We start from the raw sequence: 24,714 nt of genomic DNA, 5'->3' as shown, positions 1-24,714 counted from the left end.
CGCGCCACTCTGGCGGCGCGGTTCCGGCTGCCTGCGGTCGTCCTCTACAATCCCGTTGGCCAGGTCTCGTCCTGCCCCGGCTCGCCGCTTGCCGCCGAAGCCTGCACGGCCGTCGTGGTGTCGAACCACAGGAAGGCATCATATTCCTGCGCCAGCGATGCCTCGGAATAGTGGCTCCAGCGTTCTGTGTCGGGGCGATAGATGACGCCGATGTAGCGCTCGAGCCGCTCGGCCGTGAGCGCCTCGCGCAGTTCGGGGCTTGCCGCCCCCTCGCGCAGATCGAGCAGGAAGCGCGGGGCGCCGCTGTCGTGGAGGATACGCTCGAAGCTGTCGGGGCGGGACGGGTTGACCGTCATGATCTGCATCGGCTCGTCCCAATCATCGGCGGCGGCGACGGTGCCGGTGTGGGTTCCGAAGCCGATCAGGCAGGCGGCGCCGTCGTAGCGCTCCCGCACCAGCTGGCCGAGGTTCAGCTCGCCGCGGCTCTGGCCCATGTCGGTCCGGCGGGCGTCACCGACATGGCTGTTGTGCGCCCAGACCACTGCCTTGGCATCCGGCCCCTTGCGCTGCAGCAGCAGTTCCAGCGTGTCGGCCATATGCTCGTCGCGCAGGTTCCAGCTGGCAGCCGAGCCATAGTACATGGCGCGATAATAGGCCTCTGCATTTGCGACGAGCCTGGCGTTCTGCGCCGCATCGAGGAACGAGTCCGGATCGCCGGGCGCATAGGCGGCTTCGTTGGCGAACAGGTCGCGCAGCAGCTGCACCACCGCCGATTCGCATCGGCCATGCCCTTCCCTCAGCGCCATGCGGCCATAGCGTTCGGGCTGCTCCTTCCACGGCTTCAGGCAGCCGTAGAGGCGGCGGGCCTCGGCGGCCGCCGCCGGATCGACCCGCTCCAGATAGCCGATCACGGCGGCGACCGAGGCCGCCATGTTGTAGAGGTCCAGCCCGTGGAAGCTGACGCGGGCGGACGCGTCCCGATCGGCATTGTGGGCGGTGAGCCAGTCCACGAAGCCGTCGAACTCGGCATTGCGCCACATCCAGGCGGGGAAGCGGGTGAAGGGGGTCGGCGCTTCGGCCGGCGCAGGCTTTGCGCGCACGGTGCGGTCGATGACCGCCGCATCGGGCCAGTCCGCCTCGACCGCGACCATGGTGAAGCCGTGCCGCTCGATCAGGTGGCGGGTGATGGCGGCGCGGGCGCGGTAGAATTCGGAGGTGCCGTGGCTCGCCTCGCCCAGGCACACCACGCGGGCGTCGGCGAAGCGATCGAACAGCACTCCGAATGCCGGATCGTCGAAATCGGGCAGCGGTTCGGCAGCGCCTGCCACCAGCTGCGCCGCCCGGCGCGTGTCGTCTTCTGCCACCATCCGCCTGCCTCTCCGTTGCGGGAGACCAACGCCGGGACGGCGGCTTGGTTCGGCGTGTAGGCTCGGCGGGAACGTCAGCGCCGGGCAAGGTGCGATACCCTGCCCGGCGCCCGGCGCTTACCAGCGGCTGCCGTACTGACGGTCGCGCCAGCCATAGTGGCCGCGATCGTCCCGCCAGTCGCGGCGATCGTGGCGCCAGTCGCGGCGGCCGTCACGGCGCGCGTCTGCGATCTCGCGGCGGCACTCGCGCCGTTCGCGGTAATACTCGCGGCGGCTGTCGGCACGGCGCAGCTCGCGGCGGCATTCCTGCACCTCGCGCCGGACTTCGTGGTTGTAGCCGTAGCGCTGGGCGGATGCGGCGGCCGGAGTGAAAGCCGCAGCGGCCACAGTAGCCAGGATGATCAGCGTACGCATGGTTCTCTCCTTCACGATCTCGATGGGGAGAAGCTAAGCGCGCCGGCCTGAACGAAGCCCGTCCGAGCTATTCATCGATCCGACAGCGTTCCTCCGGGGGTAGAGCCCTCAATGGGAACTCCCTTCCCCTCCGGTCGTAGTCCCCCCAGACACAGGGAAGGACATGCCTATGGCCGAGAGCATCGCGCACGCCGATCGACGGCCACCCGGCGTCCTTGGCCACCGGATCTATTCCGCGCTGCTCCCGGCTTCGATCACCTGCTTCATCGGCGCGCTGATCACCGACATCGCCTATTCCCGCGCACCCGACATGATGTGGCTCAACTTCTCCAGCTGGCTGCTGCTGGCGGGACTGGTCGCGGGCGGGGTCGCCGGGGTGGTGCTGATCGTGGAAACGGTGCGCAGGCGCGCGCGGCGCACGGGCGCGTGGGCGGCGCATGCGCTGCTGTTCGTGGCGGCCTGGGTGGTGGAGGTGTTCAACTCCTTCGTCCACACGCGCGACGGGTGGACGGCGGTGGTGCCGACCGGACTGATGCTGTCGATCCTGGCCGTCGTGCTCGCGCTGCTGGCCGGATGGTTCTGGCAGTCCGCCAATCACCGCGTGGCGGGAGACCTGTGATGAAGCGCAGCCTTGCAGCCCTGCTCGCCGTTTCCGCCCTTGCCGGCTGCGGGGGCGGCCAGAAGATCGACCCCAACGCACAATATGGGCCGAACCCTCTCCTGCCCGAGCCGAAGGAGGCGCTGATCTCCGACGTGGGCGTCTACAAGGTCGTGGGCTGGAAGGCGGGCGAGACCCCGACCGTGCCGGCCGGGTTCCGCATCGAGGCGATCGCGACCGGGCTCGCCAACCCGCGCAACGTGCTGGCGCTGCCGAACGGCGACGTGCTGATCGTGGAATCGAAGAAGGAAGGCGGCGAGCCGGTCCAGCGGCCGAAGGACCCCATCCGTGACTGGATCATGTCGATGGCGCATGGCCAGGCGAAGAGCGGCGAGGCCCCGCCGCAGAGCAACCGCATCACCCTGGTGCGCGACGCCAATGGCGACGGCCGGCCGGATGGGCGATCGGTGCTGGTGGACAAGCTGAACGCGCCCTTCGGCGTGGCGGTGATCGGAAGCGACCTGTATGTCGCGAACACCGACGCAATCGTGCGCTATCCGTTCGTGCCCGGGCAGACGCGGATCACCGCGCCCGGCGTGAAGGTGGCCGACCTGCCGGCAGGGCCGATCAACCACCATTGGACCAAGAGCCTGACGGCGAGCCCGGACGGAACCCGGCTGTACGTGGGCATCGGATCGAACAGCAATGCCATGGAGCGCGGCGAAGAGGCCGAGCGCGATCGGGCGGCGATCCTGGAGGTCGATCCCGCGACGGGCCTGCTGAAGGTGTATGCGAGCGGGCTGCGCAATCCCAACGGGCTGACCTTCTATCCCGGATCGAACACGCTGTGGGCCGTCATCAACGAGCGTGACGAGCTGGGCCCGGACCTGGTGCCCGACTATATGACGTCGGTGCAGCCGGGCGGCTTTTATGGCTGGCCATACAGCTACTACGGGCAGCATGTGGATCCGCGGGTGCGGCCGCAGCGGCCGGAGTTGGTCGCGAAGGCGATCTCCCCGGATTATTCGCTGGGATCGCATGTCGCGCCGCTCGGCCTCGCCTTCTACACGGGCGCGAGCTTTCCTGCGGCCTATCGGGGCGGCGCCTTTGTCGGCGAGCACGGCAGCTGGAACCGCAGCGATCCGCACGGCTACAAGGTGGCGTTCATCCGCTTCCAGGGCGGCCGGCCGACCGGCATGCCGCAGGATTTCGTCACCGGCTTTCTGAAGGACGGCAAGGCACGCGGCCGGCCGGTGGGCGTGGCGGTCGATCGCACCGGCGCGCTGCTGGTGGCGGACGACGTCGGCAACACGGTGTGGCGGATCAGTCATGCCGGCGGGGCTCCCGCTGCCGGCTCCGGCGGCCGCAGCGCGACGTAACTTCCCCCAAACGCAACGTCCGGCGTACTCGGGTGGAGTGCGCCGGACGGATGCTGGCCGCTTAGCGCGAGCCGGGGATCATTCCCACTCGATCGTGCCGGGCGGCTTGCTCGTATAGTCGTAGGTGACGCGGTTGATGCCCTTCACCTCGTTGACGATGCGGGTCGCCACGCGCGGCAGGAAGTCGCCGGGGAACTGGAACGCCTGGGCGGTCATGCCATCGGTCGAGGTGACGGCACGAAGCGCGAGCACCGAATCATAGGTGCGGCCGTCGCCCATCACGCCGACCGAGCGGACCGGCAGCAGCACTGCGAACGCCTGCCAGATCGCGTCGTAGAGGCCGGCGTTGCGGATCTCCTCGAGGTAGATGGCGTCGGCCTTGCGCAGGATGTCGCACCGCTCCTTGGTGACCTCGCCCGGGATGCGGATCGCAAGGCCGGGCCCCGGGAACGGATGGCGGCCGACGAACGCATCGGGCAGGCCCAGCTCGCGGCCGAGCTCGCGGACCTCGTCCTTGAACAGCTCGCGCAAGGGTTCGACGAGCTTCATGTTCATGCGCTCAGGGAGCCCGCCGACATTGTGGTGGCTCTTGATCGTCACCGACGGGCCGCCGGTGAAGCTGACGCTCTCGATCACGTCCGGATAGAGCGTGCCCTGGGCCAGGAACTCGGCGCCGCCGATCTTCTTCGCCTCGTCCTCGAACACGTCAATGAAGGTCTTGCCGATGAACTTGCGCTTGGCCTCCGGGTCGGTGACGCCGGCGAGACCGTTCATGAACAGCGGCTCCGCGTTCACGTGCACGAGCGGGATGTTGTAGTGGTTGCGGAACAGCGAGACGACCTGCTCGGCCTCGCCGGTGCGCATGAGGCCGTGGTCGACGAAGACGCAGGTGAGCTGCTCGCCGATCGCCTCGTGGATCAGGACCGCGGCCACCGCCGAGTCGACGCCGCCCGACAGGCCGCAGATCACGCGGCCCTGGCCGACCTGAGCACGGATGTCGGCGATCTTGGCCTCGCGGAACTCGGCCATCGTCCAGTCGCCGGTGAGGCCGCAGACGTGGCGCGCGAAGTTGCCGATCAGGCGGCCGCCGTCGGGCGTGTGGACGACTTCCGGGTGAAACTGGGTGCCGTAGTAGCGGCGCGTGTCGTCGGCGATCACCGCGAAGGGCGCGCCGGGGCTGGTCGCGACCACGCGGAAGCCGGGGGCGAGCGCCGTCACCTTGTCGCCATGGCTCATCCACACCTGGTGGCGATCGCCCTCATCCCAGAGCGCGTCGAACAGGCCGCAGCGGTCCTCGACGCCGATATAGGCTTCGCCGAACTCGCCGCTCATGCCCTTCTCGACGGTGCCGCCGAGCTGCTGGGTCATGACCTGCTGGCCGTAGCAGATGCCGAGCACCGGCACGCCCGAATCGAAGATCGCCTGGGGTGCGCGCGGGCTCCCCTCCTCCGGCACCGAGGCCGGGCCGCCCGACAGGATCACGCCGCGCGGGCGCATCCGCTCGAACGCTTCGGCGGCCGACTGGAAGGGCGCGATCTCGCTGTAGACGCCGGCCTCGCGGACGCGGCGGGCAATCAGCTGCGTGACCTGGCTGCCGAAGTCGACGATCAGGATGGAGTCTGTGGGATGAACGCTCATGGGCCCGCGCGATAGCAGAGCTTGTGCGCGCTGCCAGCCCCTTTGGCGAGGGCCCTGCTCCGCATCCCGCCTTCCGTTCGTCTTGAGCAGGGATCGAGCTTGTCGAGAGCCCGTGTCGAGAGAACCGCGGCCGGTTTCTCGACACGCCGTCTCGACAAGCTCGACGGCTGCTCGAAACAAATGAAAAGGTTACTCGACCGGCTTGACCTCCATGCCGGTCCAGCGGGCCGCGAACGCCCAGAGGTCGGCATATTCCTCGATCACCTTGTCGGTCGGCTTGCCCGAGCCGTGGCCGGCGCGCGTCTCGATGCGGACGAGGTGCGGCTTGTCGCCGATCTTGGCCGCCTGAAGCGCCGCGACGTACTTGAACGTATGGCCCGGCACGACGCGGTCGTCGGTGTCCGCGGTGGTGGCGAGGATCGCGGGATAGTCCTTGCCCTTGCGGATGTTGTGGTACGGCGAATAGGCGCGCAGGGCCTTGAAGTCCGCTTCCTCCGCCGGATTGCCGTAGTCGTCGACCCAGTAGCGGCCGGCGGTGAAGCGATCGAAGCGCAGCATGTCCATGACGCCCACGGCCGGAAGTGCTGCGGCGAACAGGTCCGGGCGCTGGTTGACGACCGCACCCACCAGCAGGCCGCCGTTGGAGCCGCCCTGGATCACCAGCTGCTGCTTGGTGGTGTCGCCCTGTGCGATCAGGTCCTCGGCCGCGGCGATGAAGTCGTCGAAGACGTTCTGCTTGTTGGCGAGACGGCCACCGTCGTGCCACGCCTTGCCGTACTCGCCGCCGCCGCGGATGTTGGCGACCGCGAGCACCCCGCCCTGCTCCAGCCACGCCAGGCGATTGGAGGAGAAGGCGGGCAGCACCGACGAGTTGAACCCGCCATAGCCATAGAGGAGCGTCGGCGCGGGGCCGGTCGTCCCCTTCTTGCGGACCAGGAACATCGGCACGCGGGTGCCGTCTTTGGAGCCGTAGAAGCGCTGGGCGACGTCATAGTCGGCAGGGTTGAACGCAACCTTGGGCGTCTGCCACGGCGTCGCCTGACCCGTGCGGACGTCGTAGCGGTAGATCGTCGTGGGCGTGGCGAAGCTGGTGAAGGCGAAGAAGGTCTCGGGATCGTCCTGGTCGCCGCCGAAGCCGCTGGCCGTGCCGATGCCCGGCAGCGGCACCGCGCCATCGCGCGCGCCGTTGAGCGTATAGCGGCGCACCTCGGTCTTCGCGTCCACCAGGTAGCTCGCCATCAGCTTGCCGCCGGTGATCTTCGCACCCTGCAGCGTCGCCTCGTCCTGCGGCACGATCTCGCGCAGGCGATCGGTCGATGCGGCGGCGTCGATCGCGACGATGCGGCCGCGCGAGGCGTCCTTGTCGGTCACGAAGTAGAAGGTGCTGCCGATGTTGCCCGCCAGATCCCAGCTGTTCTCCAGCCCGCGCACCAGCGTGCGCGGCCGCATGCGGGCGTCCGTCAGGTCAACGAGCGTGATCTCGTAGCGGTTGTCGGTGCCCTCCGACGTGGTGATCACCAGCCACTTGCCGTCATCGGTGACCTGGCCGACGTGGCTCTGCTTGGGCTTGTCCGGGGTCGAATAGACCTTGATGTCGGCCGACTGCGGCGTGCCGATCTTGTGGAAATAGAGCGCGTGGTTGAGGTTCAGCGCCTGGAACGCGGCGCCCTGCTCCGGTTCCGGGAAGCGCGAGTAGAAGAAGCCGGAGCCATTGTGCGCCCAGGCGACGGCAGTGAACTTCGCCCATTTCACCTCGTCCTCGAGCGGCTTGCCGGTGGCGACGTCGAGCACCTTGAGCGTGCGCCAGTCGGTGCCGCCGTCCTGGATGCCATAGGCGATCAGACGGCCGTTCTCCGACGGCACCCATTCGGACAGCGCGGTGGCGCCGTCCGCCGCCCAGCCATTGGGGTCGATCAGCACGCGGCCCGGGCCGTCGAGCGTGTCGCGGACATAGAGGACCGACTGGTTCTGCACGCCGCTGTTGCGCGTGTAGAAATAGCGACCGCCCTTCTTGGTCGGCAGCCCAAAGCGCTCATAGTCGATCAGCGTGCGCAGCCGCTCCTTGAAGATGGAGCGGCCGGGCAGCGTCGCCAGATAGGCGTCGGTCACGCGGTTCTGCGCCGCGACCCAGGCCGCGACCTCCGGATCGGTGCGGACGTCGTTTTCGAGCCAGCGATAGGGATCTTCGACCTTCTCGCCGAAGAGCTTGTCGACCTGATCGACCCGGCGCGTTTCGGGATAGGACATCGTTACCTCGGCTTTATGGGACGGCGACTGCGAAAGGCCGGGCATGCCGGCGCGAAAGCCCGGATCGGACTTGCCGCAGCCGGCAAGCGCCAGCGAAACCAAAGTCATTGCAGTCGCGCAGACGCGTCGTGACACCAGGTGCTCTCCGGGGAAAAAAAGAAAGGGCCGGCGCCAAACTGGCCCGGCCCTTCTTTGTTTGCAACCGCTTAGAAGCGGAGGCGACGTCGCAGCTTATGCCGCTTCGTCGAAGTCCTCGTCCGTCAGGACCGGACCGGAGTCCTGGCCCTTGGCCGAGACGTCGCGGTCGACGAACTCGATGATCGCCATCGGCGAGGCGTCCGACGCGCGGATGCCGGCCTTGATGATGCGGGTGTAGCCGCCGTTGCGGTCGGCATAGCGGGTCGCCAGCACGTCGAACAGCTTCACCAGCTGCGCATCGTCGAGGAGACGGGCGTGGGCCAGACGACGGTTGGACAGGCCACCCTTCTTCGCCAGCGTCACCAGCTTCTCGACGTAGGGACGCAGTTCCTTCGCCTTGGCGACGGTGGTGGTGATCTGCTCGTGCTTGATCAGCGCGGCCGACATGTTGCGGAACAGGGCCAGACGATGGGCCGAGGTACGCTGCAGCTTACGACCGCCAACGCGATGACGCATGAGTATTTCCTTCGTTCGTTAAGGGGCCGTGTCACGGAAACCCCAGACCAGGTGGGACGGTGAGCCACCCAACAATACCGTCATGCCAGCTGTGCCGGCATCTTTGAACCTGGAGCCCGTCGCGGCGAAGCCGCGACGTCGAACGGGCCGGTTTGCACCGGCCCGCCGGCCGGGGTTCGGCGTCTTCCGGATCAGCCATGCTGATCCGGTGCGCCTTACCCCATGATCTCCTGCTCGAGCTTCTTGGCCATTTCCTCGATGTTCTCGGGCGGCCAGCCCGGGATTTCCATGCCGAGGCGCAGGCCCATCGACGAGAGCACTTCCTTGATCTCGTTGAGCGACTTGCGGCCGAAGTTCGGGGTGCGCAGCATCTCTGCCTCGGTCTTCTGAACCAGATCGCCGATGTAGATGATGTTGTCGTTCTTCAGGCAGTTCGCCGAACGCACCGACAGTTCCAGCTCGTCCACCTTCTTGAGGAGGAAGCGGTTGATCTGCGCGGTGTCGCCCGCCGACTCGGCGACCTGCGCCGGAGCCGCAGCGCCGGTCGGCGCCTGACGGGTGACGGACGAATCGTCGAAGTGCACGAACAGCGCCAGCTGGTCCTGAAGGATGCGGCCCGCATAGGCGATCGCGTCCTCCGGGGTCACCGTGCCGTCGGTCTCGACGGTCAGCGTCAGCTTGTCATAGTCGAGCTCCTGACCCACGCGGGTGTTCTCGACCTTGTACGACACCTGGCGTACCGGCGAGAACAGCGCATCGACCGGGATGAGGCCGATCGGCGCGTCGGCCGGACGGTTGCTCGCTGCCGGCACATAGCCCTTCCCGCTCTCGGCGGTCAGTTCCATGTTGAGCGTCGCGCCCTCGTCGAGGTGGCAGATCACGAGCTCGGGGTTCATCACCTCGATGTCGCCCGAGACGGCGATGTCGCCAGCCTTGACTTCGGCCGGGCCGGTCATGGACAGCTGGAGGCGCTTGGCGCCCTCGCCCTGCATCTTGAGCGCGATCTGCTTCACGTTGAGGACGATGTCGGTCACGTCCTCACGCACGCCCGCCAGGCTCGAGAATTCGTGCAGCACGTTCTCGATCTTGATGGAGGTGACCGCGGCGCCCTGCAGCGACGACAGCAGCACCCGGCGCAGCGAGTTGCCGAGCGTCAGGCCGAAGCCACGCTCCAGCGGCTCGGCAACGAACGTCGCCTTGCGCTTGGAATCGCCACCGGACTTCTTCTCGAGGCCGCCGGGCTTCTTGAGTTCCTGCCAGTTCTTAGCGTTGACAGACACGGGCTTCCCCTAGTTGTGGGCGCAGGCGGGGGCTGCCCGCGCCGAATGACGATCCGGCCGCGCAGCCAACAAGGGTCGCGACGGCCGGACGGGATCGATCAAACGCGGCGGCGCTTGGAGGGGCGCACGCCGTTGTGCGGGATCGAGGTCACGTCGCGGATCGACGTGATCTGGAAGCCAACGGCCTGCAGCGCGCGCAGCGCCGACTCGCGGCCCGAACCCGGGCCTTTCACTTCGACTTCCAGGGTGCGCACGCCGTGGTCGGCAGCCTTGCGGCCTGCGTCTTCGGCTGCGACCTGAGCGGCGTACGGGGTCGACTTACGCGAACCCTTGAAGCCCATCATGCCGGCCGAAGACCAGCTGATCGCGTTGCCCTGCGCGTCGGTGATGGTGATCATGGTGTTGTTGAAGCTGGCGTTCACGTGCGCGACGCCTGCGGTGATGTTCTTGCGTTCGCGCCGACGAAGGCGCTGCGGTGCCTGTGCCATGGGGTAATCCTGACCTGATATCGTGTGACGAAGGCCGGGAGGCGTTCAGCCTCTCACCGGCCTGCGGAGAAGCAAGCGGGGTGCGCTTACTTCTTCTTGCCCGCGATCGGCTTGGCCTTGCCCTTGCGGGTGCGCGCATTGGTGTGCGTGCGCTGGCCACGGACCGGCAGGCCCTTGCGATGACGCAGGCCGCGGTAGCAGGCCAGGTCCATCAGGCGCTTGATGTTCATCGCGGTTTCGCGACGGAGGTCACCCTCGACGGTGTGGCTGGCGTCGATCGTCTCGCGGATCTGCAGCACTTCCTGATCGCTCAGGTCCTGCACGCGACGCTCGGCAGCGATGCCCAGCGCGTCGGTGATCTGCTTGGCCTTCGCAGGACCAATGCCGTGGATGTACTGCAGCGCAATGATGACGCGCTTGTTGGTCGGGATGTTAACACCCGCGATACGTGCCATGAACTTTATTCTCCCAGCTCCACGAGGCACCGCATGGCTATACGCGCGCCCCATCTCGTAGCGTTGACCCGAAACGCACGATTGCGGCGGACACGCGTGCGCGCCGCCGGGACCGGTGTGTCGGGGTAAAGCGCAGGTAAGCCCAGGCGGGGAAGCTGTCAACCGCCCGGCGGAACCAAATTTGCGATGGAGCGTGCGGGTGGTTGCGGCGGAGGGTGCGACAGGCCCCGGAGCCGGGAGTTCGCCGGTATCCGGGGGCGGCCAGGGCCTGGTTGGAGAGGCCCCGGCGAGAGTCGCGCCCGTATCGTAGCTGGGCCCCGGCCTTCGCCGGGGTACAGGGAGGCGGGGACCGAAGCCCCCGCACCCCTCAGCGGTTGAGGATGTCCGCGATCTGCGTGGCGACCGTGTCCATGTCGGCCATGCCGTCGACTCGCTCGACGAGGCCGCGCTCTTCGTAGCCGGGCAGGATCGGCGCGGTCTTCGCGCGATACTCGGCCATGCGGGTGCGCACCGTCTCTTCGTTGTCGTCGGGACGGCGCTTGAACTCGATCGAGCCGCAGGCGTCGCAGGTCGCCTCGACCTTGGGCAGCTTGAACTTGTCGTGATAGCCCGTGCCGCAGACGGCGCAGGTGAAGCGGCCGACGATGCGCTCGACCAGCGCATCCTCGTCCACCACCAGCTCGATGACATAGGCGAGGCGACGGCCGCGATGCTCGAGCAGCAGGTCGAGCGCGTCGGCCTGGGCCGCGGTGCGCGGATAGCCGTCGAAGATCGCGCCCTGCCCTTCCTCGAGCTGGTCGAGGCGCTCGCCGATCAGCGCCGAGACGATCGCGTCGGAGACGAGCTCGCCCGCCTCCATCACCGCCTTCGCCTTGAGCCCCACGGGCGAGCCTGCCTTCACCGCCGCGCGCAGCATGTCGCCGGTGGACAGCTGCACCATCCCGCGATCATGCTCCAGACGGCTCGCCTGCGTACCCTTGCCGGCGCCCGGCGGTCCGAGCAGGATGATGTCCACGGTGTCTTCCCCTCTTCGATCGATCAGCGACGCGCGCGGCCGCCCTTGAGCTTGGCCTTCTTGATCAGGTCCCCATACTGGTGCGCCAGCAGGTGCGACTGGATCTGCGTCACCGTATCCATGGTTACGTTGACGACGATCAGAAGGCTAGTCCCACCAAGATAGAAGGGAATAGCGAGCGCCGAGACCAGATACTCCGGCAGCAGGCAGAGGATGACCAGATAGGCCGCACCGATCACGGTGATGCGGGTCAGCACGTAATCGAAATAGGCCTCGGTGTTCTTGCCCGGACGGATGCCGGGGATGAAGCCGCCGTAGCGCTTGAGGTTGTCGGCGGTCTCTTCCGGATTGAACACCACGGCGGTGTAGAAGAACGAGAAGAAGACGATGCCGGCGCCATAGAGCAGCATGTACACGGGGCTGCCGTGCTGCAGATACTGGTTGAGGCTGATGACGAAGTCACCCCACCAGCTCTGACCCTCTGCCGCCTGGCCGGCGAACTGGGTGATCGTCACGGGCATCAGCAGCAGCGACGAGGCGAAGATCGGCGGGATGACGCCCGCGGTGTTGATCTTGAGCGGCAGATGGCTGCGGTCCGCCTGTACCCCGCGCGCCGTCTGGCGCTTGGGATACTGGATCAGGATGCGGCGCTGGGCACGCTCCATGAAGCAGATGAACAGGACGAGGCCGATCACGGCGACGGTGATGCCGACGAGCTTGAGCGGATCGAGCGTGCCCGAGCGGCTGCCCTCGAACAGCTGGACCAGCGTGGTCGGCAGATGGGCGACGATGCCCGCCATGATAATGAGCGAGATGCCGTTGCCGATGCCGCGGCTGGTGATCTGCTCACCCAGCCACATCAGGAACATGGTACCGCCGATCAGCGAGATGACCGCCGCGATGCGGAACGTCATGCCCGGCTCGATCACCGCCTGTGCGCCCGCCTGGGCGCCGAACGCCTCAAGCCCGACGGCGATGAAATAACCCTGGACGGCGGTCAGCGCGACCGTGCCGTAGCGGGTGTACTGGTTGAGCTTCTTGCGGCCCGACTCGCCTTCCTTCTTGATCGCGGCGAGCTGCGGCGACAGCGAGCTGGCGAGCTGCACGACGATCGAGGCGGTGATGTACGGCATGACGCCCAGCGCCACGACCGACATGCGCGTCAGCGCGCCGCCCGAGAAGGTGTTGAAGAAGTCGAGCACGCCGCCCTGCGTCTGGTTGGCGAGCAGGCCGAGCTGGGTCGGATCGATCCCCGGCAGCGGCACGTAGCTCAGCATGCGGAAGACGATCAGCGCGCCAAGCGTGAACCACAGGCGCTTCTTGAGCTCGGTCGCCTGGCCGAACTTGGCCAGGTTCAGGTTGGTTGCAAGGCCGTCGGATGCCGCTGCCATGAATGTGTCCCGATGATGCTGGCGGGCGCTGATGCCCCACCCCCGGCGCCCATATAGGGCTAAAGGCCGGGATGTCTAACGGGTCCGCGGCGAAACGCCGGCGGCCCTTTCAAACGAGCGGGCCCGCCCACCCCTGCCTGCTCGGCCGAAGCCGGAAGCAGAGCGGAAGCGGACGGGCCCGACGCGAACGACGTTCAGGCGGCGCCGATCAGGCGCGCGCGGCCTTCTTGGCGGCCAGGGTTTGGCCCTTCTTGGCCTTTGCCTTCTCGGCAGCCGGGACGACCTCGATCACGTTGACGGTACCGCCAGCCTTTTCGACTGCCTCGCGGGCCGAAGCCGACACGCCGGCGACGGTGAAGGTCAGCTTGGCGGTCAGCTCGCCCTTGCCGAGCAGACGCACGCCGTCCTTGCCACCGCGGGCCAGGCCAACGGCCTTGAGCGCTGCGTGGTCGATGTCGGTCGCGGTCAGCGTGCCGGCGTCCACCAGCTTCTGGATCGCGCCGAGGTTCACCTCAGCATAATCCTTCGCGAAGATGTTGTTGAAGCCGCGCTTCGGCAGACGCATGTGGAGCGGCATCTGACCGCCCTCGAAGCCCTTGATCGAGACGCCTTCGCGGCTCTTCTGGCCCTTCTGACCACGGCCTGCGGTCTTGCCCTTGCCGGAACCGATGCCGCGGCCGACGCGCATCTTGCGGTGACGGGCGCCCTGGTTGTCGGTGAGTTCGTTGAGCTTCATGAGTTGCACTCGCTTTCGCTTTTTACGCGCTGATGAAATGAGGAAGGGGGCCGCATAGCCCCCTTCCCCTTATTTGTCACCGGTGAAGGTGAAGGCTTCAGCCTTCGACCGACACCATGTGCTGCACCTTGCGGATCATGCCGCGCACCTCGGGGGTGTCGGTCAGCTCGACCGTCTTGTGCATCTTGTTGAGGCCCAGGCCGACGAGCGTCGCGCGCTGGTCCTTGGTGCGCCGGATCGGCGAACCGGTCTGCGTGATCTTCACGGTAGCCATGGGATTACTCCACCACCGCCGCGGCTTCCGCCTCGGCAGCCTGCGATCCGCCGCGACCCAGCAGGTCGGCGATCTTCTTGCCACGACGCTGTGCGACCGACTTCGGCGAAGTCTGCTCGTTCAGCGCCTCGAAGGTCGCACGGATCATGTTGTACGGGTTCGACGTGCCGACCGACTTGGTCACGACGTCGGCCACGCCCAGGCTCTCGAAGATGGCGCGCATCGGGCCACCCGCGATGATGCCGGTACCGGCAGGCGCCGAACGCACCGTCACGCGACCGGCACCGAAGTGGCCGTTGCCGTCGTGGTGGAGCGTGCGACCGTCCTTGAGCGGAACGCGGACCATCGCCTTCTTCGCCGAAGCGGTCGCCTTGGAGATGGCTTCCGGCACTTCGCGTGCCTTGCCATGACCGAAGCCGACGCGGCCCTTGCCGTCGCCAACGACGACGAGGGCTGCGAAGCCGAAGCGCTTACCGCCCTTCACGGTCTTCGAAACGCGGTTGATGTGGACGAGCTTTTCGATCAGCTCCTCGCCACCATCCTCGTTGCGACGATCGTCGCGACGCCCGCGGTTGCCGTCCCGGCCGCCACGACCACGCTCACCGCCACGACCACGGCCGCCACGCGGACCACGGCCCTGGGGCGCGCCTGCCTCTGCGCCCGTCGTCTCGACGGGGGCTTCGGCCTGGTTGTTCTCGTCGGCCATCTTAGAACTCCAATCCGCTCTCGCGCGCGGCTTCCGCCAGCGCCTTGACGCGTCCGTGGAAGAGGAACCCACCACGATCGAACACCACCTGCGTCACGCCGGCAGCCTTTGCGGCCTCCGCGACGCGCTGGCCCACCGCCTTGGCGGCATCGACGTTCGCGCCGCTCTGGCCACGCACGTCCTTTTCCAGCGTCGAAGCCGAAGCGACCGTCCGGCCCTCGGCGTCGTCGATGACCTGGGCATAGATGTGCTTGCCCGAACGGTGGATCGACAGGCGCGGACGACCACCCGAGCGCGCACGAAGCGCGGTACGGTTGCGGCGGCGGCGCTTCTCGAACAGCGACATACCCTTGGTAGACATCACTTCTTCTTCCCTTCCTTGCGGAAGATGAACTCGCCGTCGTACTTGATGCCCTTGCCCTTATAGGGCTCCGGCTTACGCCAGCGGCGGATCTCAGCGGCGACCTGGCCGACCTTCTGCTTGTCGATGCCCGAGATTTCGACCGTGGTCTGGTCCGGGGTCTTCACCTCGATCCCCTCGGGGATGTCGAAGTTCACGTCGTGCGAATAGCCGAGCTGCAGCTTGAGCACCTTGCCCTGCGCTGCTGCACGATAGCCGACGCCGGTGATGAGCAGCTTCTTGGAGAAGCCCTCGGTCACGCCGGTCACCAGGTTCTGCACCAGGGTACGCTGCATGCCCCAGAAGGCACGGGCGCGCTTGGTGTCGTTCGCCGGCTGGACCGAAATGCCACCGTCGGTGACTTCGTAGGCGATGTCGTCCGCGAGCGGCATGGAGAGGGTGCCCTTGGGACCCTTCACGCTCAGCTCACGGCCGGCGATGTTGGCAGTGACGCCGGCCGGAACCGGGACTGCCTTCTTGCCGATGCGGCTCATTAGAACACCTCCGCCAGCACTTCGCCACCGACGTTCTGCTCGCGCGCTTCGGCGTCGGAGAGAACGCCACGCGGCGTCGAGACGATCGTGATGCCGAGGCCGTTGCGAACGCGCGGCAGCTCCTGGCTGCCCGAGTAGACGCGACGACCGGGCTTCGAGACGCGCGCGACGTGCTTGATCGCCGGCTGGCCCTCGAAATACTTCAGCTCGATGCGGACGCCGGCCGCGGGGCCCATCTGCTCTTCGCTGTAGCCACGGATATAGCCCTCGCGCTGAAGCACGTCGAGGACGCGGGTCCGCAGCTTGGACGCCGGCGACAGGACGGAGTCCTTGCGCGCGCGCTGGCCGTTGCGGATGCGGGTGAGCATATCACCCAGGGGATCGGTCAATGCCATCGGTACGGTCCTTACCAGCTCGACTTGACGACGCCGGGGATCATGCCGCGGTTGGCAAGATCACGAAGCATCACGCGGGCGAGGCGGAACTTGCGGTAATAGGCGCGCGGGCGGCCAGTGACCTCGCAGCGGTTGCGAATCCGGGTCGGATTGCCGTTGCGCGGGATCTCGGCCATCTTCAGGCGCGCGATCAGGCGCTCGGTCTCGTCCAGCGAGGTGTCCGCTGCCTGCGCCTTCAGCTTCGCATACTTGCCGGCGTACTTCTTCACCAGCTGCTTGCGACGCTCGTTCTTGTTGATCGAACTCAGTTTCGCCATGGACTTAAGCTCTTCCTAGTCTGGCCCCGGCAACGCGCCGAAGCCCTTGTTGCGGCACCGCCCCGACCGATGGCCGGGGCGGTGCCATCAATGGGTTAGGCCGCCTTCTGCTGCTCGCCGTCCTGCGCCTGCGGGAACGGGAAGCCGAACAGACGCAGAAGCTCACGAGCTTCGTCGTCGGTCTTGGCGGTGGTGGTGACGATCACGTCCATGCCGCGCACCTTGTCGACGCGGTCATAGCTGATTTCCGGGAACACGATCTGCTCCTTGATGCCGCAGGCATAGTTGCCGCGACCGTCGAAGGACTTCGGGTTCAGGCCGCGAAAGTCGCGGACGCGGGGAAGCGCGATCGTGATGAAGCGGTCGAGGAACTCGTACATCCGCTCCCGGCGCAGCGTGACCTTGCAGCCGATCGCCATGCCTTCACGCAGCTTGAACTGCGCGATCGACTTCTTCGCCTTGGTGACGACAGGCTTCTGGCCGGCGATCAGCTCCATTTCGGAAGCCGCCTGCTCGACCTTCTTCTTGTCCTGCGTCGCCTCGCCCACGCCCATGTTGAGCACGATCTTTTCGATCCGGGGCACTTCGAGCGCGTTCTTGTAGCCGAACTTCTCCGTCATCGCCTTGACGATGCGGTCGTCGTAGATCGACTTCATCCGCGGCGTGTACTTGTCAGCCATTGATGACATCCCCCGTCTTCACGGCCACGCGGACCTTCTTGCCGTCACGCTCTTCGAAGCGGACGCGAGTCGGCTTGCCGTCAACGACGTGCGCGACCTTCGAGATGTGGAGCGGCGCTTCCGAACGCTCGAGGCCACCCTGCGGGTTGACCTGGGTCGGCTTGCGGTGGCGCACGGCGATGTTCACGCCCGACACCACGACCTTGCCGTCCTTCGGCATCGAACGGACGACTTCGCCGGTCTTGCCCTTGTCCTTGCCGGACAGGACGATGACCTGGTCACCCTTCTTGATCTTGGCGGCAGCCATTACAGCACCTCCGGCGCGAGCGAGATGATCTTCATGAAGCCGCGCGAACGCAGCTCGCGAACCACCGGGCCAAAGATACGGGTGCCGATCGGCTCCTCGTTCTTGTTGACCAGCACCGCGGCGTTGCCGTCGAAACGGATCACCGAACCGTCGGTGCGACGGATGTCCTTGGCGGTCCGAACGATGACGGCGCGGTGCACGTCACCCTTCTTCACGCGGCCGCGGGGTGCGGCCTCCTTGATGGAGACGACGATGACGTCGCCCACACCTGCCGTGCGGCGCTTGGAGCCGCCCAGCACTTTGATGCACTGCACCCGCTTCGCGCCGCTGTTGTCTGCGACGTCGAGATTGGACTGCATCTGAATCATGATGCGCTTCCTTCTCTATGGGCCCGATTCCGACCGGCGCCCGCCTTCAAAAACGAACCCCCGGCGCGGGCAACCGCGCCAGGGGGAGCGGCCAACTAGCCGTCCCTGGGGAGGAACGCAAGCCCCTGCCCCAATTCCCGTTTCCGGCCCCGAAAGGCCGGAGGTGGAGGCCCTTAGGCCTCCGCCGCCACCTGGGCCGGGGTCGCGTGGGTGTTCACGCGGTCCACGACCTTCCAGGTCTTGAGCTTGGAGATCGGCGCGGTCTCTTCGATGCGCACGGTCTCGCCCTCGCGGTACTCGTTGCCCTCGTCATGGGCATGGTACTTCTTCGAACGGCGGATGATCTTGCCGTAGAGCGCGTGCTTCACCTTGCGCTCCACCTTCACCACCACCGTCTTGTCGGTCTTGTCCGAGACGACCGTCCCGGTCAGCACGCGCTTCGGCATGTCAGTCGTCCCTTACTTGGCCTGCGAGCGCGTGCGCTCGCTCTGCAGCGTCTTGATCCGTGCGATGTCGCGACGGACTTCCTTGACGCGGCTCGGCTTTTCCATCTGGCTGGTCGCAGCCTGGAAGCGGAGGTTGAACGCCTCACGCTTCAGGTTGCCCAGCTCCTCGGTCAGCTGATCGTCGCTCTTGGCGCGCAGATCGGTTGCCTTGGTCATTTTCAACCCTCCAGGTGCGAGGTGTCGCCCAGACGGGCAACGACCTTGACCGCGATCGGCAGCTTCATCGCTGCACGCTCGAATGCCTCAGCCGCGAGCGGGCCGGGCACGCCGTCCAGCTCGAACAGGATCCGGCCCGGCTTGACGCGGGCGACCCAGAACTCCGGCGAACCCTTACCCGAGCCCATGCGGACTTCGGCAGGCTTCGACGAAACCGGAACGTCCGGGAACACGCGGATCCAGAGACGGCCCTGGCGCTTGATGTGGCGCGTGATCGCGCGGCGAGCCGCCTCGATCTGGCGTGCGGTGATCCGCTCCGGCTCCATCGCCTTCAGCCCGTAGGAGCCGAAGTTGAGCGCGGTGCCACCCTTGGCGTCGCCATGGATGCGGCCCTTGAAGGCCTTGCGGAACTTGGTGCGCTTTGGTTGCAGCATTTTCCTAGTCCTTAGCGGCGGTCATCTCGGGCCGGACGCACGCCGGAGGTCTGAGCCTCCAGCATCAGCCGGTCCTGCGCCATCGGGTCGTGGCCGAGGATCTCACCCTTGAAGATCCACACCTTCACGCCGCACACGCCATAGGCGGTGTGCGCAGTCGCTTCGGCATAGTCGACGTTCGCGCGCAGCGTGTGCAGCGGAACGCGACCCTCACGGTACCATTCGGTGCGTGCGATCTCCGCGCCGCCGAGACGGCCGGCGCAGGTGATCCGGATGCCCTCGGCGCCCAGACGAAGCGCCGACTGCACCGCGCGCTTCATGGCGCGACGGAAGGCGATGCGACGCTCGAGCTGGTCCGCGACACCCTGTGCCACCAGCTTGGAGTCGATCTCGGGCTTGCGGATCTCGACGATGTTCAGCGACACGTCGGACGAGGTCATCGCGGCGAGCTTCTTGCGAAGCTTCTCGATGTCGGCGCCCTTCTTGCCGATGATCACGCCCGGACGGGCCGCATAGATCGACACGCGGCACAGCTTGGCCGGGCGCTCGATCACCACCTTCGAGATCGCGGCCTGCGGCAGCGTCTCGGTGATGTACTTGCGGATCTTGAGATCCTCCAGCAGCAGACGGCCATAGTCATGGCCTTCCGCGAACCAGCGGCTGTCCCAGGTGCGGTTGATCTGCAGGCGCAGACCGATGGGGTTCGACTTCTGACCCATTACGCTTCCTCCACCTCGGCAACGACGATGCGCACGCGGCTGAACGGCTTCAGGATGCGGGTCGACTTACCACGGCCGCGGGTAGCAAACCGCTTCATGGTGATCGACTTGCCGACCGAAGCCTCCTTCACGACGAGAGCGTCGACGTCGAGGTTGTGGTTGTTCTCCGCGTTGGCGATCGCCGAAGCGAGGCACTTGCGGACGTCCACGGCCATCGCCTTCTTCGAGAAGGCGAGGATGTTCATCGCTTCACCGGCAGAGCGGTTGCGGATGAGGCCGGCGACGAGGTTCAGCTTCTGGGCCGAGCCACGCACCTGCGTGGCGACTGCCAGTGCTTCCTTCTCGCCCACGCGGCGAGGGGCTGCCTGCTTGCTCATCAGCGCTTACCCTTCTTGTCGGCGGCGTGGCCGGGGAAGAAGCGGGTGGGAGCGAACTCGCCGAGCTTCATGCCCACCATCTCTTCGTTGACCGACACCGGCACGAACTTGCGACCGTTGTACACGTTGAACGTCAGGCCGACGAACTGCGGCAGGATCGTCGAACGACGCGACCAGGTCTTGATCGGACCAGCGCGCGTACCGGCTTCCTGAGCGGCCTCCGCCTTCTTCAGCAGGCTCAGTTCGACGAACGGGCCCTTCCAAACAGAACGAGCCATCTATCAGCCCTTCTTCTTCGCGTGACGCGACCGGATGATCATCTTGTCGGTCGCCTTGTTGTGACGAGTGCGCGCACCCTTCGTCGGCTTGCCCCACGGGGTGACCGGATGACGGCCGCCCGAGGTCCGGCCTTCACCACCGCCGTGCGGGTGGTCGACCGGGTTCTTGGCAACGCCGCGGGTCAGCGGGCGCTTGCCCAGCCAACGGGTGCGGCCAGCCTTGCCGAGGTTCTGGTTCTGGTTGTCCGGGTTCGAAACCGCACCAACCGTCGCCATGCACTCTGCCCGGATGTAGCGCTGCTCGCCCGAGTTCAGGCGAACGATGACCATGCCCTTGTCACGGCCCACGACCTGCACATAGGTGCCGGCCGAACGTGCGATCTGACCACCCTTGGCAGGCTTCATCTCGACGTTGTGGACGATGGTGCCGACGGGCACCTGGCCCAGCTCCATCGCGTTGCCCGGCTTCACGTCGGTCTTGCGACCGGCGATCACCTTGTCACCAACGCCCAGACGCTGCGGGGCGATGATGTAGGCCAGGCTCTGCTTGCCGTCGATCTCGCCATAGTTGACGAGCGCGATGAAGGCCGTGCGGTTGGGATCGTACTCGATCCGCTCGACGGTGCCCTCGACGTCCCACAGGCGACGCTTGAAATCGACGATGCGATAGCGCTGCTTGTGACCGCCGGCGATGCCGCGCGAGGTCACGTGACCCTTGTTGTTGCGGCCGCCCGTCTTGGCCTTGCCCTCGGTCAGCGCCTTTACGGGGCGCCCCTTGAACAGACCCGAACGGTCGACGAGGACCAGGCCGCGCCGTGCCGGCGAGGTCGGGTTGTAATGCTTGAGTGCCATTACGCCATGGTCCCCTGCGTTACGTCGATCGACTGACCTTCGGCCAGGGTAACGATCGCCTTCTTGATGTCCGTGCGCTTGTAGGCTTCGCCCTTCCAGCGCTTGGTCTTGCCCTTGACGACGATCGTGTTCACGCCGGTGACCTTCACGTCGAACAGCGCTTCAACCGCCGCCTTGATCTCGGGCTTGGAGGCGGTCTTCGCCACCTTGAACACGACTGCGTTCTGCTCCGACACCAGGGTCGACTTCTCGGTGATGTGGGGCGCGAGCACCACGTCGTAGTGGCGGACGTCGACCGCCTTGCTTGCCTTAGCCATGGAAGCGCGCCTCCAGCTTTTCGACAGCGGCGCGGGTGAGCACCAGCGTGTCATGCTTCAGGATGTCGTAGACGTTGGCACCACCGGCCGGCAGCACGTTCACGGCCCGCAGGTTGCGAGCGGCGAGCGCGAAGCTCGTCTCGACGGCGTCGCCGTCGATCACCAGCGCGGTCTTGCCGAAGCCTAGCTTCGACAGGTTGCCGGTCAGCGCCTTGGTCTTGCCGTCCTCGACCGTGAGGCCGTCGACGACGATCAGCGAACCCGCCTTGGCGTGGCTCGACAGCGCCATGCGCAGGCCCAGCGCGCGGATCTTCTTGTTCAGCGACGGATTGAAGTCGCGAACACGAGCACCGTGTGCCTTACCGCCGCCGACGAAGATCGGAGCGCGACGATCGCCGTGACGAGCGACGCCGCCGCCCTTCTGGCGACCGAGCTTCTTGCCGGTGCGTGCGACGTCCGCACGCTCACGGGTGCCGCGAGCGGTGCCGCGACGCTTTTCCAGCTGCCACGTCACGACGCGGTGCAGGATGTCGGCACGCGGCTCGACGCCGAACACCTCGTCCTTCAGCTCGATGTCGCCGCTCTCGGCGGCGTCGAGGGTCTGTACCTTGACCTTCACGTTCAGCCCTCCTGGCCTTCGGTCGCCTCGGGAGCCGCCTGTGCGGGCGCCTCGGCCGGGGTTTCGTTGCTGTTGGCGACGGCCTTCAGGCCGGCGGGGTACGGCGCGTCGGCATGGCGCGCGACCTTCACCGCGTCCTTGACGATCAGCCAGGCGCCCTTGTGGCCCGGGACCGAACCCTTGACGAAGATGAGACCACGCTCAGCATCCGTCGAGACGATCTCGAGGTTCTGCTGCGTGCGGTTGCGGTCGCCCATGTGGCCGGCCATCTTCTTGTTCTTGAAGACGCGACCCGGATCCTGGCGGTTACCGGTCGAACCATGCGAACGGTGCGAGACCGAAACGCCGTGCGTCGCGCGCAGACCACCGAAGTTCCAGCGCTTCATGGCGCCCGCGAAACCCTTACCCTGGGTCTTGCCGGACACGTCGACGAGCTGGCCGGCGACGAAATGGTCCGCCGAGATCGTCGAACCGACGTCCAGCAGCGCATCGTCGGCAACGCGGAACTCGCAGACTTCCATCTTCGGCTCGACCTCGGCCTTGCCGAAGTGGCCGCGCTGCGGCTTGGCGACGTTCTTCGCCTTGGCAGTGCCGGCACCGATCTGCACCGCGACATAGCCGTCGCGGTCGGCAGTGCGCTGCGCCACCACCTGAACCTCTTCCAGCGCCAGGACGGTCACGGGCACGTGGCGCCCGTCATCCTGGAACAACCGGGTCATTCCCATCTTCTTAGCGATCACGCCAGTGCGCATGACCCACTCCTCCAACAGAGGCTCGCCATCCCGGCGAGCTTGCCAACGAAAAAGGCCCCGGCCGCTTTCACGCTCCGGAGCCCCAGCCCTCACGACAAACGCCCCCGCCAGGGCCGGTCATCGAGGAACACCGCGGACGAACCGCCTGTTTTTCCCTCGATAGCGGGGACGCGGACAACGGCTTTGATCGAATGATCCCCTGCCGTTCGGTATCCCGTAGCTGCTTTCCCAGCCTCTACCGCGACTTAGCGCGGGAAGCGAAAGCGCGACGCCCGGTGAATCACCAAGCGTCGCGGTGCCGGCGCATTACGCCAGCTTGATCTCGACGTCAACGCCGGCGGCGAGGTCGAGCTTCATCAGCGCGTCCACCGTCTGCGGGGTCGGCTGCACGATGTCGAGGAGACGCTTGTAGGTGCGGGTCTCGAACTGCTCGCGCGACTTCTTGTCGATGTGCGGGCCGCGGTTCACGGTGAACTTGTCGATGTGCGTGGGCAGCGGAATCGGACCACGGATCAGCGCGCCGGTACGACGGGCGGTGTCGGCGATGTCGCCGGCTGCCTGGTCGAGCACGCGATGGTCGAACGCCTTGAGGCGAATGCGGATGTTGTTGTCCATATCCCTACCGATGCGAAATGGTCACGACCCCGGCCGTCACCCCAACCGAAGCTGAGGGCTCGTGCCGCAGGCGCAGCGCCGGCGGGTTGAGATCCCGGTAGAAACCGGGATGGCGGAGAAAGAGCCGAAACTCAAAAAAACTGGAAGGCCGCCCTTACAGAGGCCTCTACAAAAAGGCAACCGCCCGGCACCCCCTTTTTGGGGATGCCGGGCGGCTGTTGTCAGTCGCCTTGTGAGCGGCTTACTTGTTGATTTCGCTGACCACGCCCGCGCCGACGGTACGACCGCCCTCACGGATGGTGAAGCGCTGACCAACGTCCATCGCGATCGGTGCGATGAGCTTGACGCCCAGCGCGACTTCGTCGCCCGGCATGACCATCTCGGTGCCTTCCGGCAGCTCGATCGTGCCGGTCACGTCCGTGGTGCGGAAGTAGAACTGCGGGCGGTAGTTGGCGAAGAACGGCGTGTGACGGCCACCCTCGTCCTTCGACAGCACGTAGACCGACGACTGGAAGTCGGTGTGCGGCTTGATCGAACCCGGCTTGGCCAGAACCTGACCACGCTCAACTTCTTCACGGCCGACGCCGCGGATCAGCGCGCCGATGTTGTCGCCTGCCTGGCCCTGGTCGAGCAGCTTGCGGAACATTTCAACGCCGGTGACGACGGTCTTGCGGACGGCTTCCTGGATGCCGACGATCTCGACTTCCTCACCAACCTTCACGACGCCGGTCTCGACGCGGCCGGTGACGACGGTGCCGCGACCCGAGATCGAGAACACGTCTTCGATCGGCATCATGAACGGCTTGTCGAGCGGACGCTCCGGCTGCGGGATCGACTCGTCGACTGCTGCCATGAGGGCCAGGATCGCGTCCTTGCCGAGCTTGTCGTCCGAACCCGAGAGGGCTGCGGTCGCCGAGCCACGGATGATCGGAATGTTGTCGCCGTCGAACTCACGCTTGGAGAGCTCTTCGCGGATTTCCATTTCGACCAGCTCAAGGATTTCCTCGTCGTCGACGAGGTCGACCTTGTTGAGGAAGACCACCATGGTCGGCACGCCAACCTGGCGAGCGAGCAGGATGTGCTCCTTGGTCTGCGGCATCGGGCCGTCGGTCGCTGCGACCACCAGGATCGCGCCGTCCATCTGCGCCGCACCGGTGATCATGTTCTTCACATAGTCGGCGTGGCCCGGGCAATCGACGTGCGCGTAGTGGCGCGAGTCGGTCTCGTACTCGACGTGTGCGGTCGAGATCGTGATGCCGCGCTCGCGCTCTTCCGGAGCCTTGTCGATGTTGGCGAAGTCGACCGCAGCGTTACCCGCAACGTTCTCAGCCAGGATCTTCGTGATCGCAGCGGTCAGCGACGTCTTGCCGTGGTCGACGTGGCCGATGGTACCGATGTTGAGGTGCGGCTTGTTCCGCTCGAATTTCGCTTTTGCCATTTTCCTACCTTCTGATTCGAATCCGCTGCCGCATCAGGGGCCACGCGA

General features: G+C 66.4%; 34 protein-coding genes. 2 read left to right on the top strand and 32 right to left on the bottom strand.

Annotation, left to right across the window (positions count from 1 at the left end):
• Nucleotides 1-44: 44 nt before the first annotated feature.
• Nucleotides 45-1,367 carry an erythromycin esterase family protein gene (locus VPH46_RS11615; RefSeq protein ID WP_416611368.1) on the bottom strand — a complete coding sequence of 441 codons (1,323 nt, stop codon included), beginning with the start codon at nt 1,365-1,367 and terminating at the stop codon, nt 45-47.
• A 117-nt stretch (nt 1,368-1,484) separates the two neighbouring features.
• The gene (locus VPH46_RS11610; protein WP_416611366.1) at nt 1,485-1,781 is read right to left on the bottom strand and encodes a hypothetical protein; all 297 of its coding nucleotides are present in this window, start codon (nt 1,779-1,781) and stop codon (nt 1,485-1,487) included.
• A gap of 169 nt (nt 1,782-1,950) precedes the next feature.
• Between VPH46_RS11610 and VPH46_RS11605 the strand changes: the two genes are divergently transcribed.
• On the top strand, nt 1,951-2,400 hold the full coding sequence (locus VPH46_RS11605; RefSeq protein WP_416611364.1) for a DUF2231 domain-containing protein: 450 nt from the start codon (nt 1,951-1,953) through the stop codon (nt 2,398-2,400).
• Nucleotides 2,400-3,758 carry a PQQ-dependent sugar dehydrogenase gene (locus tag VPH46_RS11600; protein ID WP_416611362.1) on the top strand — a complete coding sequence of 453 codons (1,359 nt, stop codon included), beginning with the start codon at nt 2,400-2,402 and terminating at the stop codon, nt 3,756-3,758. Before VPH46_RS11605 ends, VPH46_RS11600 begins: the two co-directional genes overlap by 1 nt.
• A 78-nt stretch (nt 3,759-3,836) precedes the next feature.
• Here VPH46_RS11600 and guaA read toward each other — a convergent pair whose 3' ends face one another.
• The 30 genes from guaA to tuf form a co-directional block, all read right to left on the bottom strand.
• Nucleotides 3,837-5,396, bottom strand: a complete 1,560-nt coding sequence (guaA, locus tag VPH46_RS11595; RefSeq protein WP_125961387.1) for a glutamine-hydrolyzing GMP synthase — start codon at nt 5,394-5,396, stop codon at nt 3,837-3,839.
• A gap of 189 nt (nt 5,397-5,585) precedes the next feature.
• Nucleotides 5,586-7,643 (bottom strand): prolyl oligopeptidase family serine peptidase, encoded by a 2,058-nt coding sequence (locus tag VPH46_RS11590; protein WP_416611360.1) that lies wholly within the window; start codon nt 7,641-7,643, stop codon nt 5,586-5,588.
• 231 nt (nt 7,644-7,874) lie between these two features.
• Nucleotides 7,875-8,297, bottom strand: a complete 423-nt coding sequence (gene rplQ / locus VPH46_RS11585; RefSeq protein WP_416611358.1) for a 50S ribosomal protein L17 — start codon at nt 8,295-8,297, stop codon at nt 7,875-7,877.
• Nucleotides 8,298-8,512: 215 nt separating this feature from the next.
• On the bottom strand, nt 8,513-9,577 hold the full coding sequence (locus VPH46_RS11580; RefSeq protein WP_125961389.1) for a DNA-directed RNA polymerase subunit alpha: 1,065 nt from the start codon (nt 9,575-9,577) through the stop codon (nt 8,513-8,515).
• Nucleotides 9,578-9,675: 98 nt separating this feature from the next.
• Entirely contained in the window at nt 9,676-10,065 is a 390-nt protein-coding gene (rpsK, locus tag VPH46_RS11575; protein WP_129342170.1) for a 30S ribosomal protein S11, read from the bottom strand.
• 86 nt (nt 10,066-10,151) lie between these two features.
• Nucleotides 10,152-10,520, bottom strand: a complete 369-nt coding sequence (rpsM, locus tag VPH46_RS11570; protein ID WP_125961391.1) for a 30S ribosomal protein S13 — start codon at nt 10,518-10,520, stop codon at nt 10,152-10,154.
• Nucleotides 10,521-10,887: 367 nt separating this feature from the next.
• Nucleotides 10,888-11,535, bottom strand: coding sequence for an adenylate kinase (locus tag VPH46_RS11565; protein ID WP_125961392.1), 648 nt, complete (start codon nt 11,533-11,535; stop codon nt 10,888-10,890).
• A gap of 23 nt (nt 11,536-11,558) precedes the next feature.
• Entirely contained in the window at nt 11,559-12,926 is a 1,368-nt protein-coding gene (gene secY, locus VPH46_RS11560; RefSeq protein ID WP_125961393.1) for a preprotein translocase subunit SecY, read from the bottom strand.
• A 208-nt stretch (nt 12,927-13,134) separates the two neighbouring features.
• Nucleotides 13,135-13,662: a 50S ribosomal protein L15 gene (gene rplO, locus VPH46_RS11555; protein ID WP_132883265.1), complete on the bottom strand. Its 528-nt coding sequence runs from the start codon at nt 13,660-13,662 to the stop codon at nt 13,135-13,137.
• 97 nt (nt 13,663-13,759) lie between these two features.
• The gene (gene rpmD, locus VPH46_RS11550; RefSeq protein WP_125961395.1) at nt 13,760-13,936 is read right to left on the bottom strand and encodes a 50S ribosomal protein L30; all 177 of its coding nucleotides are present in this window, start codon (nt 13,934-13,936) and stop codon (nt 13,760-13,762) included.
• 4 nt (nt 13,937-13,940) lie between these two features.
• A complete protein-coding gene (gene rpsE / locus VPH46_RS11545) occupies nt 13,941-14,642 on the bottom strand; it encodes a 30S ribosomal protein S5 (protein ID WP_125961396.1) in 702 nt (233 codons plus the stop codon).
• 1 nt (nt 14,643) lies between these two features.
• On the bottom strand, nt 14,644-15,003 hold the full coding sequence (gene rplR, locus VPH46_RS11540; protein ID WP_125961397.1) for a 50S ribosomal protein L18: 360 nt from the start codon (nt 15,001-15,003) through the stop codon (nt 14,644-14,646).
• Nucleotides 15,003-15,536, bottom strand: a complete 534-nt coding sequence (gene rplF, locus VPH46_RS11535; RefSeq protein WP_125961398.1) for a 50S ribosomal protein L6 — start codon at nt 15,534-15,536, stop codon at nt 15,003-15,005. Before rplF ends, rplR begins: the two co-directional genes overlap by 1 nt.
• Nucleotides 15,536-15,931 (bottom strand): 30S ribosomal protein S8, encoded by a 396-nt coding sequence (gene rpsH, locus VPH46_RS11530; protein WP_125961399.1) that lies wholly within the window; start codon nt 15,929-15,931, stop codon nt 15,536-15,538. The genes rplF and rpsH overlap by 1 nt, the downstream gene beginning before the upstream one ends.
• A gap of 11 nt (nt 15,932-15,942) precedes the next feature.
• The gene (gene rpsN / locus VPH46_RS11525; RefSeq protein ID WP_125961400.1) at nt 15,943-16,248 is read right to left on the bottom strand and encodes a 30S ribosomal protein S14; all 306 of its coding nucleotides are present in this window, start codon (nt 16,246-16,248) and stop codon (nt 15,943-15,945) included.
• 95 nt (nt 16,249-16,343) lie between these two features.
• Nucleotides 16,344-16,928 (bottom strand): 50S ribosomal protein L5, encoded by a 585-nt coding sequence (gene rplE / locus VPH46_RS11520; RefSeq protein ID WP_125961401.1) that lies wholly within the window; start codon nt 16,926-16,928, stop codon nt 16,344-16,346.
• Complete coding sequence (gene rplX / locus VPH46_RS11515; RefSeq protein WP_125961402.1) at nt 16,921-17,235, bottom strand: 50S ribosomal protein L24; 315 nt, start codon at nt 17,233-17,235, stop codon at nt 16,921-16,923. The genes rplE and rplX overlap by 8 nt, the downstream gene beginning before the upstream one ends.
• Entirely contained in the window at nt 17,235-17,603 is a 369-nt protein-coding gene (rplN, locus tag VPH46_RS11510) for a 50S ribosomal protein L14 (protein ID WP_125961403.1), read from the bottom strand. The genes rplX and rplN overlap by 1 nt, the downstream gene beginning before the upstream one ends.
• Nucleotides 17,604-17,776: 173 nt before the next feature.
• On the bottom strand, nt 17,777-18,049 hold the full coding sequence (gene rpsQ, locus VPH46_RS11505) for a 30S ribosomal protein S17 (protein WP_125961404.1): 273 nt from the start codon (nt 18,047-18,049) through the stop codon (nt 17,777-17,779).
• A 12-nt stretch (nt 18,050-18,061) separates the two neighbouring features.
• On the bottom strand, nt 18,062-18,265 hold the full coding sequence (gene rpmC / locus VPH46_RS11500; protein ID WP_125961405.1) for a 50S ribosomal protein L29: 204 nt from the start codon (nt 18,263-18,265) through the stop codon (nt 18,062-18,064).
• Nucleotides 18,266-18,267: 2 nt separating this feature from the next.
• On the bottom strand, nt 18,268-18,699 hold the full coding sequence (gene rplP / locus VPH46_RS11495; protein WP_125961406.1) for a 50S ribosomal protein L16: 432 nt from the start codon (nt 18,697-18,699) through the stop codon (nt 18,268-18,270).
• A gap of 11 nt (nt 18,700-18,710) precedes the next feature.
• Complete coding sequence (rpsC, locus tag VPH46_RS11490) at nt 18,711-19,418, bottom strand: 30S ribosomal protein S3 (RefSeq protein ID WP_125961407.1); 708 nt, start codon at nt 19,416-19,418, stop codon at nt 18,711-18,713.
• Entirely contained in the window at nt 19,418-19,795 is a 378-nt protein-coding gene (gene rplV / locus VPH46_RS11485; RefSeq protein WP_125961408.1) for a 50S ribosomal protein L22, read from the bottom strand. The genes rpsC and rplV overlap by 1 nt, the downstream gene beginning before the upstream one ends.
• Nucleotides 19,795-20,073 carry a 30S ribosomal protein S19 gene (gene rpsS / locus VPH46_RS11480; RefSeq protein ID WP_125961409.1) on the bottom strand — a complete coding sequence of 93 codons (279 nt, stop codon included), beginning with the start codon at nt 20,071-20,073 and terminating at the stop codon, nt 19,795-19,797. The genes rplV and rpsS overlap by 1 nt, the downstream gene beginning before the upstream one ends.
• 3 nt (nt 20,074-20,076) lie before the next feature.
• Nucleotides 20,077-20,925, bottom strand: coding sequence for a 50S ribosomal protein L2 (gene rplB / locus VPH46_RS11475; RefSeq protein WP_416611348.1), 849 nt, complete (start codon nt 20,923-20,925; stop codon nt 20,077-20,079).
• Complete coding sequence (locus tag VPH46_RS11470) at nt 20,925-21,242, bottom strand: 50S ribosomal protein L23 (RefSeq protein ID WP_125961411.1); 318 nt, start codon at nt 21,240-21,242, stop codon at nt 20,925-20,927. Before VPH46_RS11470 ends, rplB begins: the two co-directional genes overlap by 1 nt.
• Nucleotides 21,235-21,861 carry a 50S ribosomal protein L4 gene (rplD, locus tag VPH46_RS11465; RefSeq protein ID WP_125961412.1) on the bottom strand — a complete coding sequence of 209 codons (627 nt, stop codon included), beginning with the start codon at nt 21,859-21,861 and terminating at the stop codon, nt 21,235-21,237. The genes VPH46_RS11470 and rplD overlap by 8 nt, the downstream gene beginning before the upstream one ends.
• A gap of 2 nt (nt 21,862-21,863) precedes the next feature.
• Nucleotides 21,864-22,613 (bottom strand): 50S ribosomal protein L3, encoded by a 750-nt coding sequence (rplC, locus tag VPH46_RS11460; RefSeq protein WP_416611346.1) that lies wholly within the window; start codon nt 22,611-22,613, stop codon nt 21,864-21,866.
• A 306-nt stretch (nt 22,614-22,919) separates the two neighbouring features.
• The gene (rpsJ, locus tag VPH46_RS11455) at nt 22,920-23,228 is read right to left on the bottom strand and encodes a 30S ribosomal protein S10 (RefSeq protein WP_033921125.1); all 309 of its coding nucleotides are present in this window, start codon (nt 23,226-23,228) and stop codon (nt 22,920-22,922) included.
• Nucleotides 23,229-23,469: 241 nt separating this feature from the next.
• A complete protein-coding gene (gene tuf / locus VPH46_RS11450; RefSeq protein WP_125961414.1) occupies nt 23,470-24,666 on the bottom strand; it encodes an elongation factor Tu in 1,197 nt (398 codons plus the stop codon).
• Nucleotides 24,667-24,714 lie beyond the last annotated feature (48 nt).

It is taken from the genome of Sphingomonas sp. MJ1 (PH-R8), from assembly GCF_048058635.1.
GTDB lineage: Bacteria > Pseudomonadota > Alphaproteobacteria > Sphingomonadales > Sphingomonadaceae > Sphingomonas.
This window is presented reverse-complemented; position numbering and strand designations above follow the sequence as displayed.

Excerpts from the sequence above, each read along its gene's own strand:
- VPH46_RS11615 (WP_416611368.1), bottom strand. The coding sequence starts at position 1,367 with ATGGTGGCAGAAGACGACACGCGCCGGGCGGCGCAGCTGGTGGCAGGC.
- VPH46_RS11610 (WP_416611366.1), bottom strand. The coding sequence starts at position 1,781 with ATGCGTACGCTGATCATCCTGGCTACTGTGGCCGCTGCGGCTTTCACT.
- VPH46_RS11605 (WP_416611364.1), top strand. The coding sequence starts at position 1,951 with ATGGCCGAGAGCATCGCGCACGCCGATCGACGGCCACCCGGCGTCCTT.
- VPH46_RS11600 (WP_416611362.1), top strand. The coding sequence starts at position 2,400 with ATGAAGCGCAGCCTTGCAGCCCTGCTCGCCGTTTCCGCCCTTGCCGGC.
- guaA (WP_125961387.1), bottom strand. The coding sequence starts at position 5,396 with ATGAGCGTTCATCCCACAGACTCCATCCTGATCGTCGACTTCGGCAGC.
- VPH46_RS11590 (WP_416611360.1), bottom strand. The coding sequence starts at position 7,643 with ATGTCCTATCCCGAAACGCGCCGGGTCGATCAGGTCGACAAGCTCTTC.
- rplQ (WP_416611358.1), bottom strand. The coding sequence starts at position 8,297 with ATGCGTCATCGCGTTGGCGGTCGTAAGCTGCAGCGTACCTCGGCCCAT.
- rpsK (WP_129342170.1), bottom strand. The coding sequence starts at position 10,065 with ATGGCACAGGCACCGCAGCGCCTTCGTCGGCGCGAACGCAAGAACATC.
- rpsM (WP_125961391.1), bottom strand. The coding sequence starts at position 10,520 with ATGGCACGTATCGCGGGTGTTAACATCCCGACCAACAAGCGCGTCATC.
- secY (WP_125961393.1), bottom strand. The coding sequence starts at position 12,926 with ATGGCAGCGGCATCCGACGGCCTTGCAACCAACCTGAACCTGGCCAAG.
- rplO (WP_132883265.1), bottom strand. The coding sequence starts at position 13,662 with ATGAAGCTCAACGAACTCACCGACAACCAGGGCGCCCGTCACCGCAAG.
- rpmD (WP_125961395.1), bottom strand. The coding sequence starts at position 13,936 with ATGGCTACCGTGAAGATCACGCAGACCGGTTCGCCGATCCGGCGCACC.
- rpsE (WP_125961396.1), bottom strand. The coding sequence starts at position 14,642 with ATGGCCGACGAGAACAACCAGGCCGAAGCCCCCGTCGAGACGACGGGC.
- rplR (WP_125961397.1), bottom strand. The coding sequence starts at position 15,003 with ATGTCTACCAAGGGTATGTCGCTGTTCGAGAAGCGCCGCCGCCGCAAC.
- rplF (WP_125961398.1), bottom strand. The coding sequence starts at position 15,536 with ATGAGCCGCATCGGCAAGAAGGCAGTCCCGGTTCCGGCCGGCGTCACT.
- rpsH (WP_125961399.1), bottom strand. The coding sequence starts at position 15,931 with ATGGCATTGACCGATCCCCTGGGTGATATGCTCACCCGCATCCGCAAC.
- rpsN (WP_125961400.1), bottom strand. The coding sequence starts at position 16,248 with ATGGCGAAACTGAGTTCGATCAACAAGAACGAGCGTCGCAAGCAGCTG.
- rplE (WP_125961401.1), bottom strand. The coding sequence starts at position 16,928 with ATGGCTGACAAGTACACGCCGCGGATGAAGTCGATCTACGACGACCGC.
- rplX (WP_125961402.1), bottom strand. The coding sequence starts at position 17,235 with ATGGCTGCCGCCAAGATCAAGAAGGGTGACCAGGTCATCGTCCTGTCC.
- rplN (WP_125961403.1), bottom strand. The coding sequence starts at position 17,603 with ATGATTCAGATGCAGTCCAATCTCGACGTCGCAGACAACAGCGGCGCG.
- rpsQ (WP_125961404.1), bottom strand. The coding sequence starts at position 18,049 with ATGCCGAAGCGCGTGCTGACCGGGACGGTCGTCTCGGACAAGACCGAC.
- rpmC (WP_125961405.1), bottom strand. The coding sequence starts at position 18,265 with ATGACCAAGGCAACCGATCTGCGCGCCAAGAGCGACGATCAGCTGACC.
- rplP (WP_125961406.1), bottom strand. The coding sequence starts at position 18,699 with ATGCTGCAACCAAAGCGCACCAAGTTCCGCAAGGCCTTCAAGGGCCGC.
- rpsC (WP_125961407.1), bottom strand. The coding sequence starts at position 19,418 with ATGGGTCAGAAGTCGAACCCCATCGGTCTGCGCCTGCAGATCAACCGC.
- rplV (WP_125961408.1), bottom strand. The coding sequence starts at position 19,795 with ATGAGCAAGCAGGCAGCCCCTCGCCGCGTGGGCGAGAAGGAAGCACTG.
- rpsS (WP_125961409.1), bottom strand. The coding sequence starts at position 20,073 with ATGGCTCGTTCTGTTTGGAAGGGCCCGTTCGTCGAACTGAGCCTGCTG.
- rplB (WP_416611348.1), bottom strand. The coding sequence starts at position 20,925 with ATGGCACTCAAGCATTACAACCCGACCTCGCCGGCACGGCGCGGCCTG.
- VPH46_RS11470 (WP_125961411.1), bottom strand. The coding sequence starts at position 21,242 with ATGGCTAAGGCAAGCAAGGCGGTCGACGTCCGCCACTACGACGTGGTG.
- rplC (WP_416611346.1), bottom strand. The coding sequence starts at position 22,613 with ATGCGCACTGGCGTGATCGCTAAGAAGATGGGAATGACCCGGTTGTTC.
- rpsJ (WP_033921125.1), bottom strand. The coding sequence starts at position 23,228 with ATGGACAACAACATCCGCATTCGCCTCAAGGCGTTCGACCATCGCGTG.
- tuf (WP_125961414.1), bottom strand. The coding sequence starts at position 24,666 with ATGGCAAAAGCGAAATTCGAGCGGAACAAGCCGCACCTCAACATCGGT.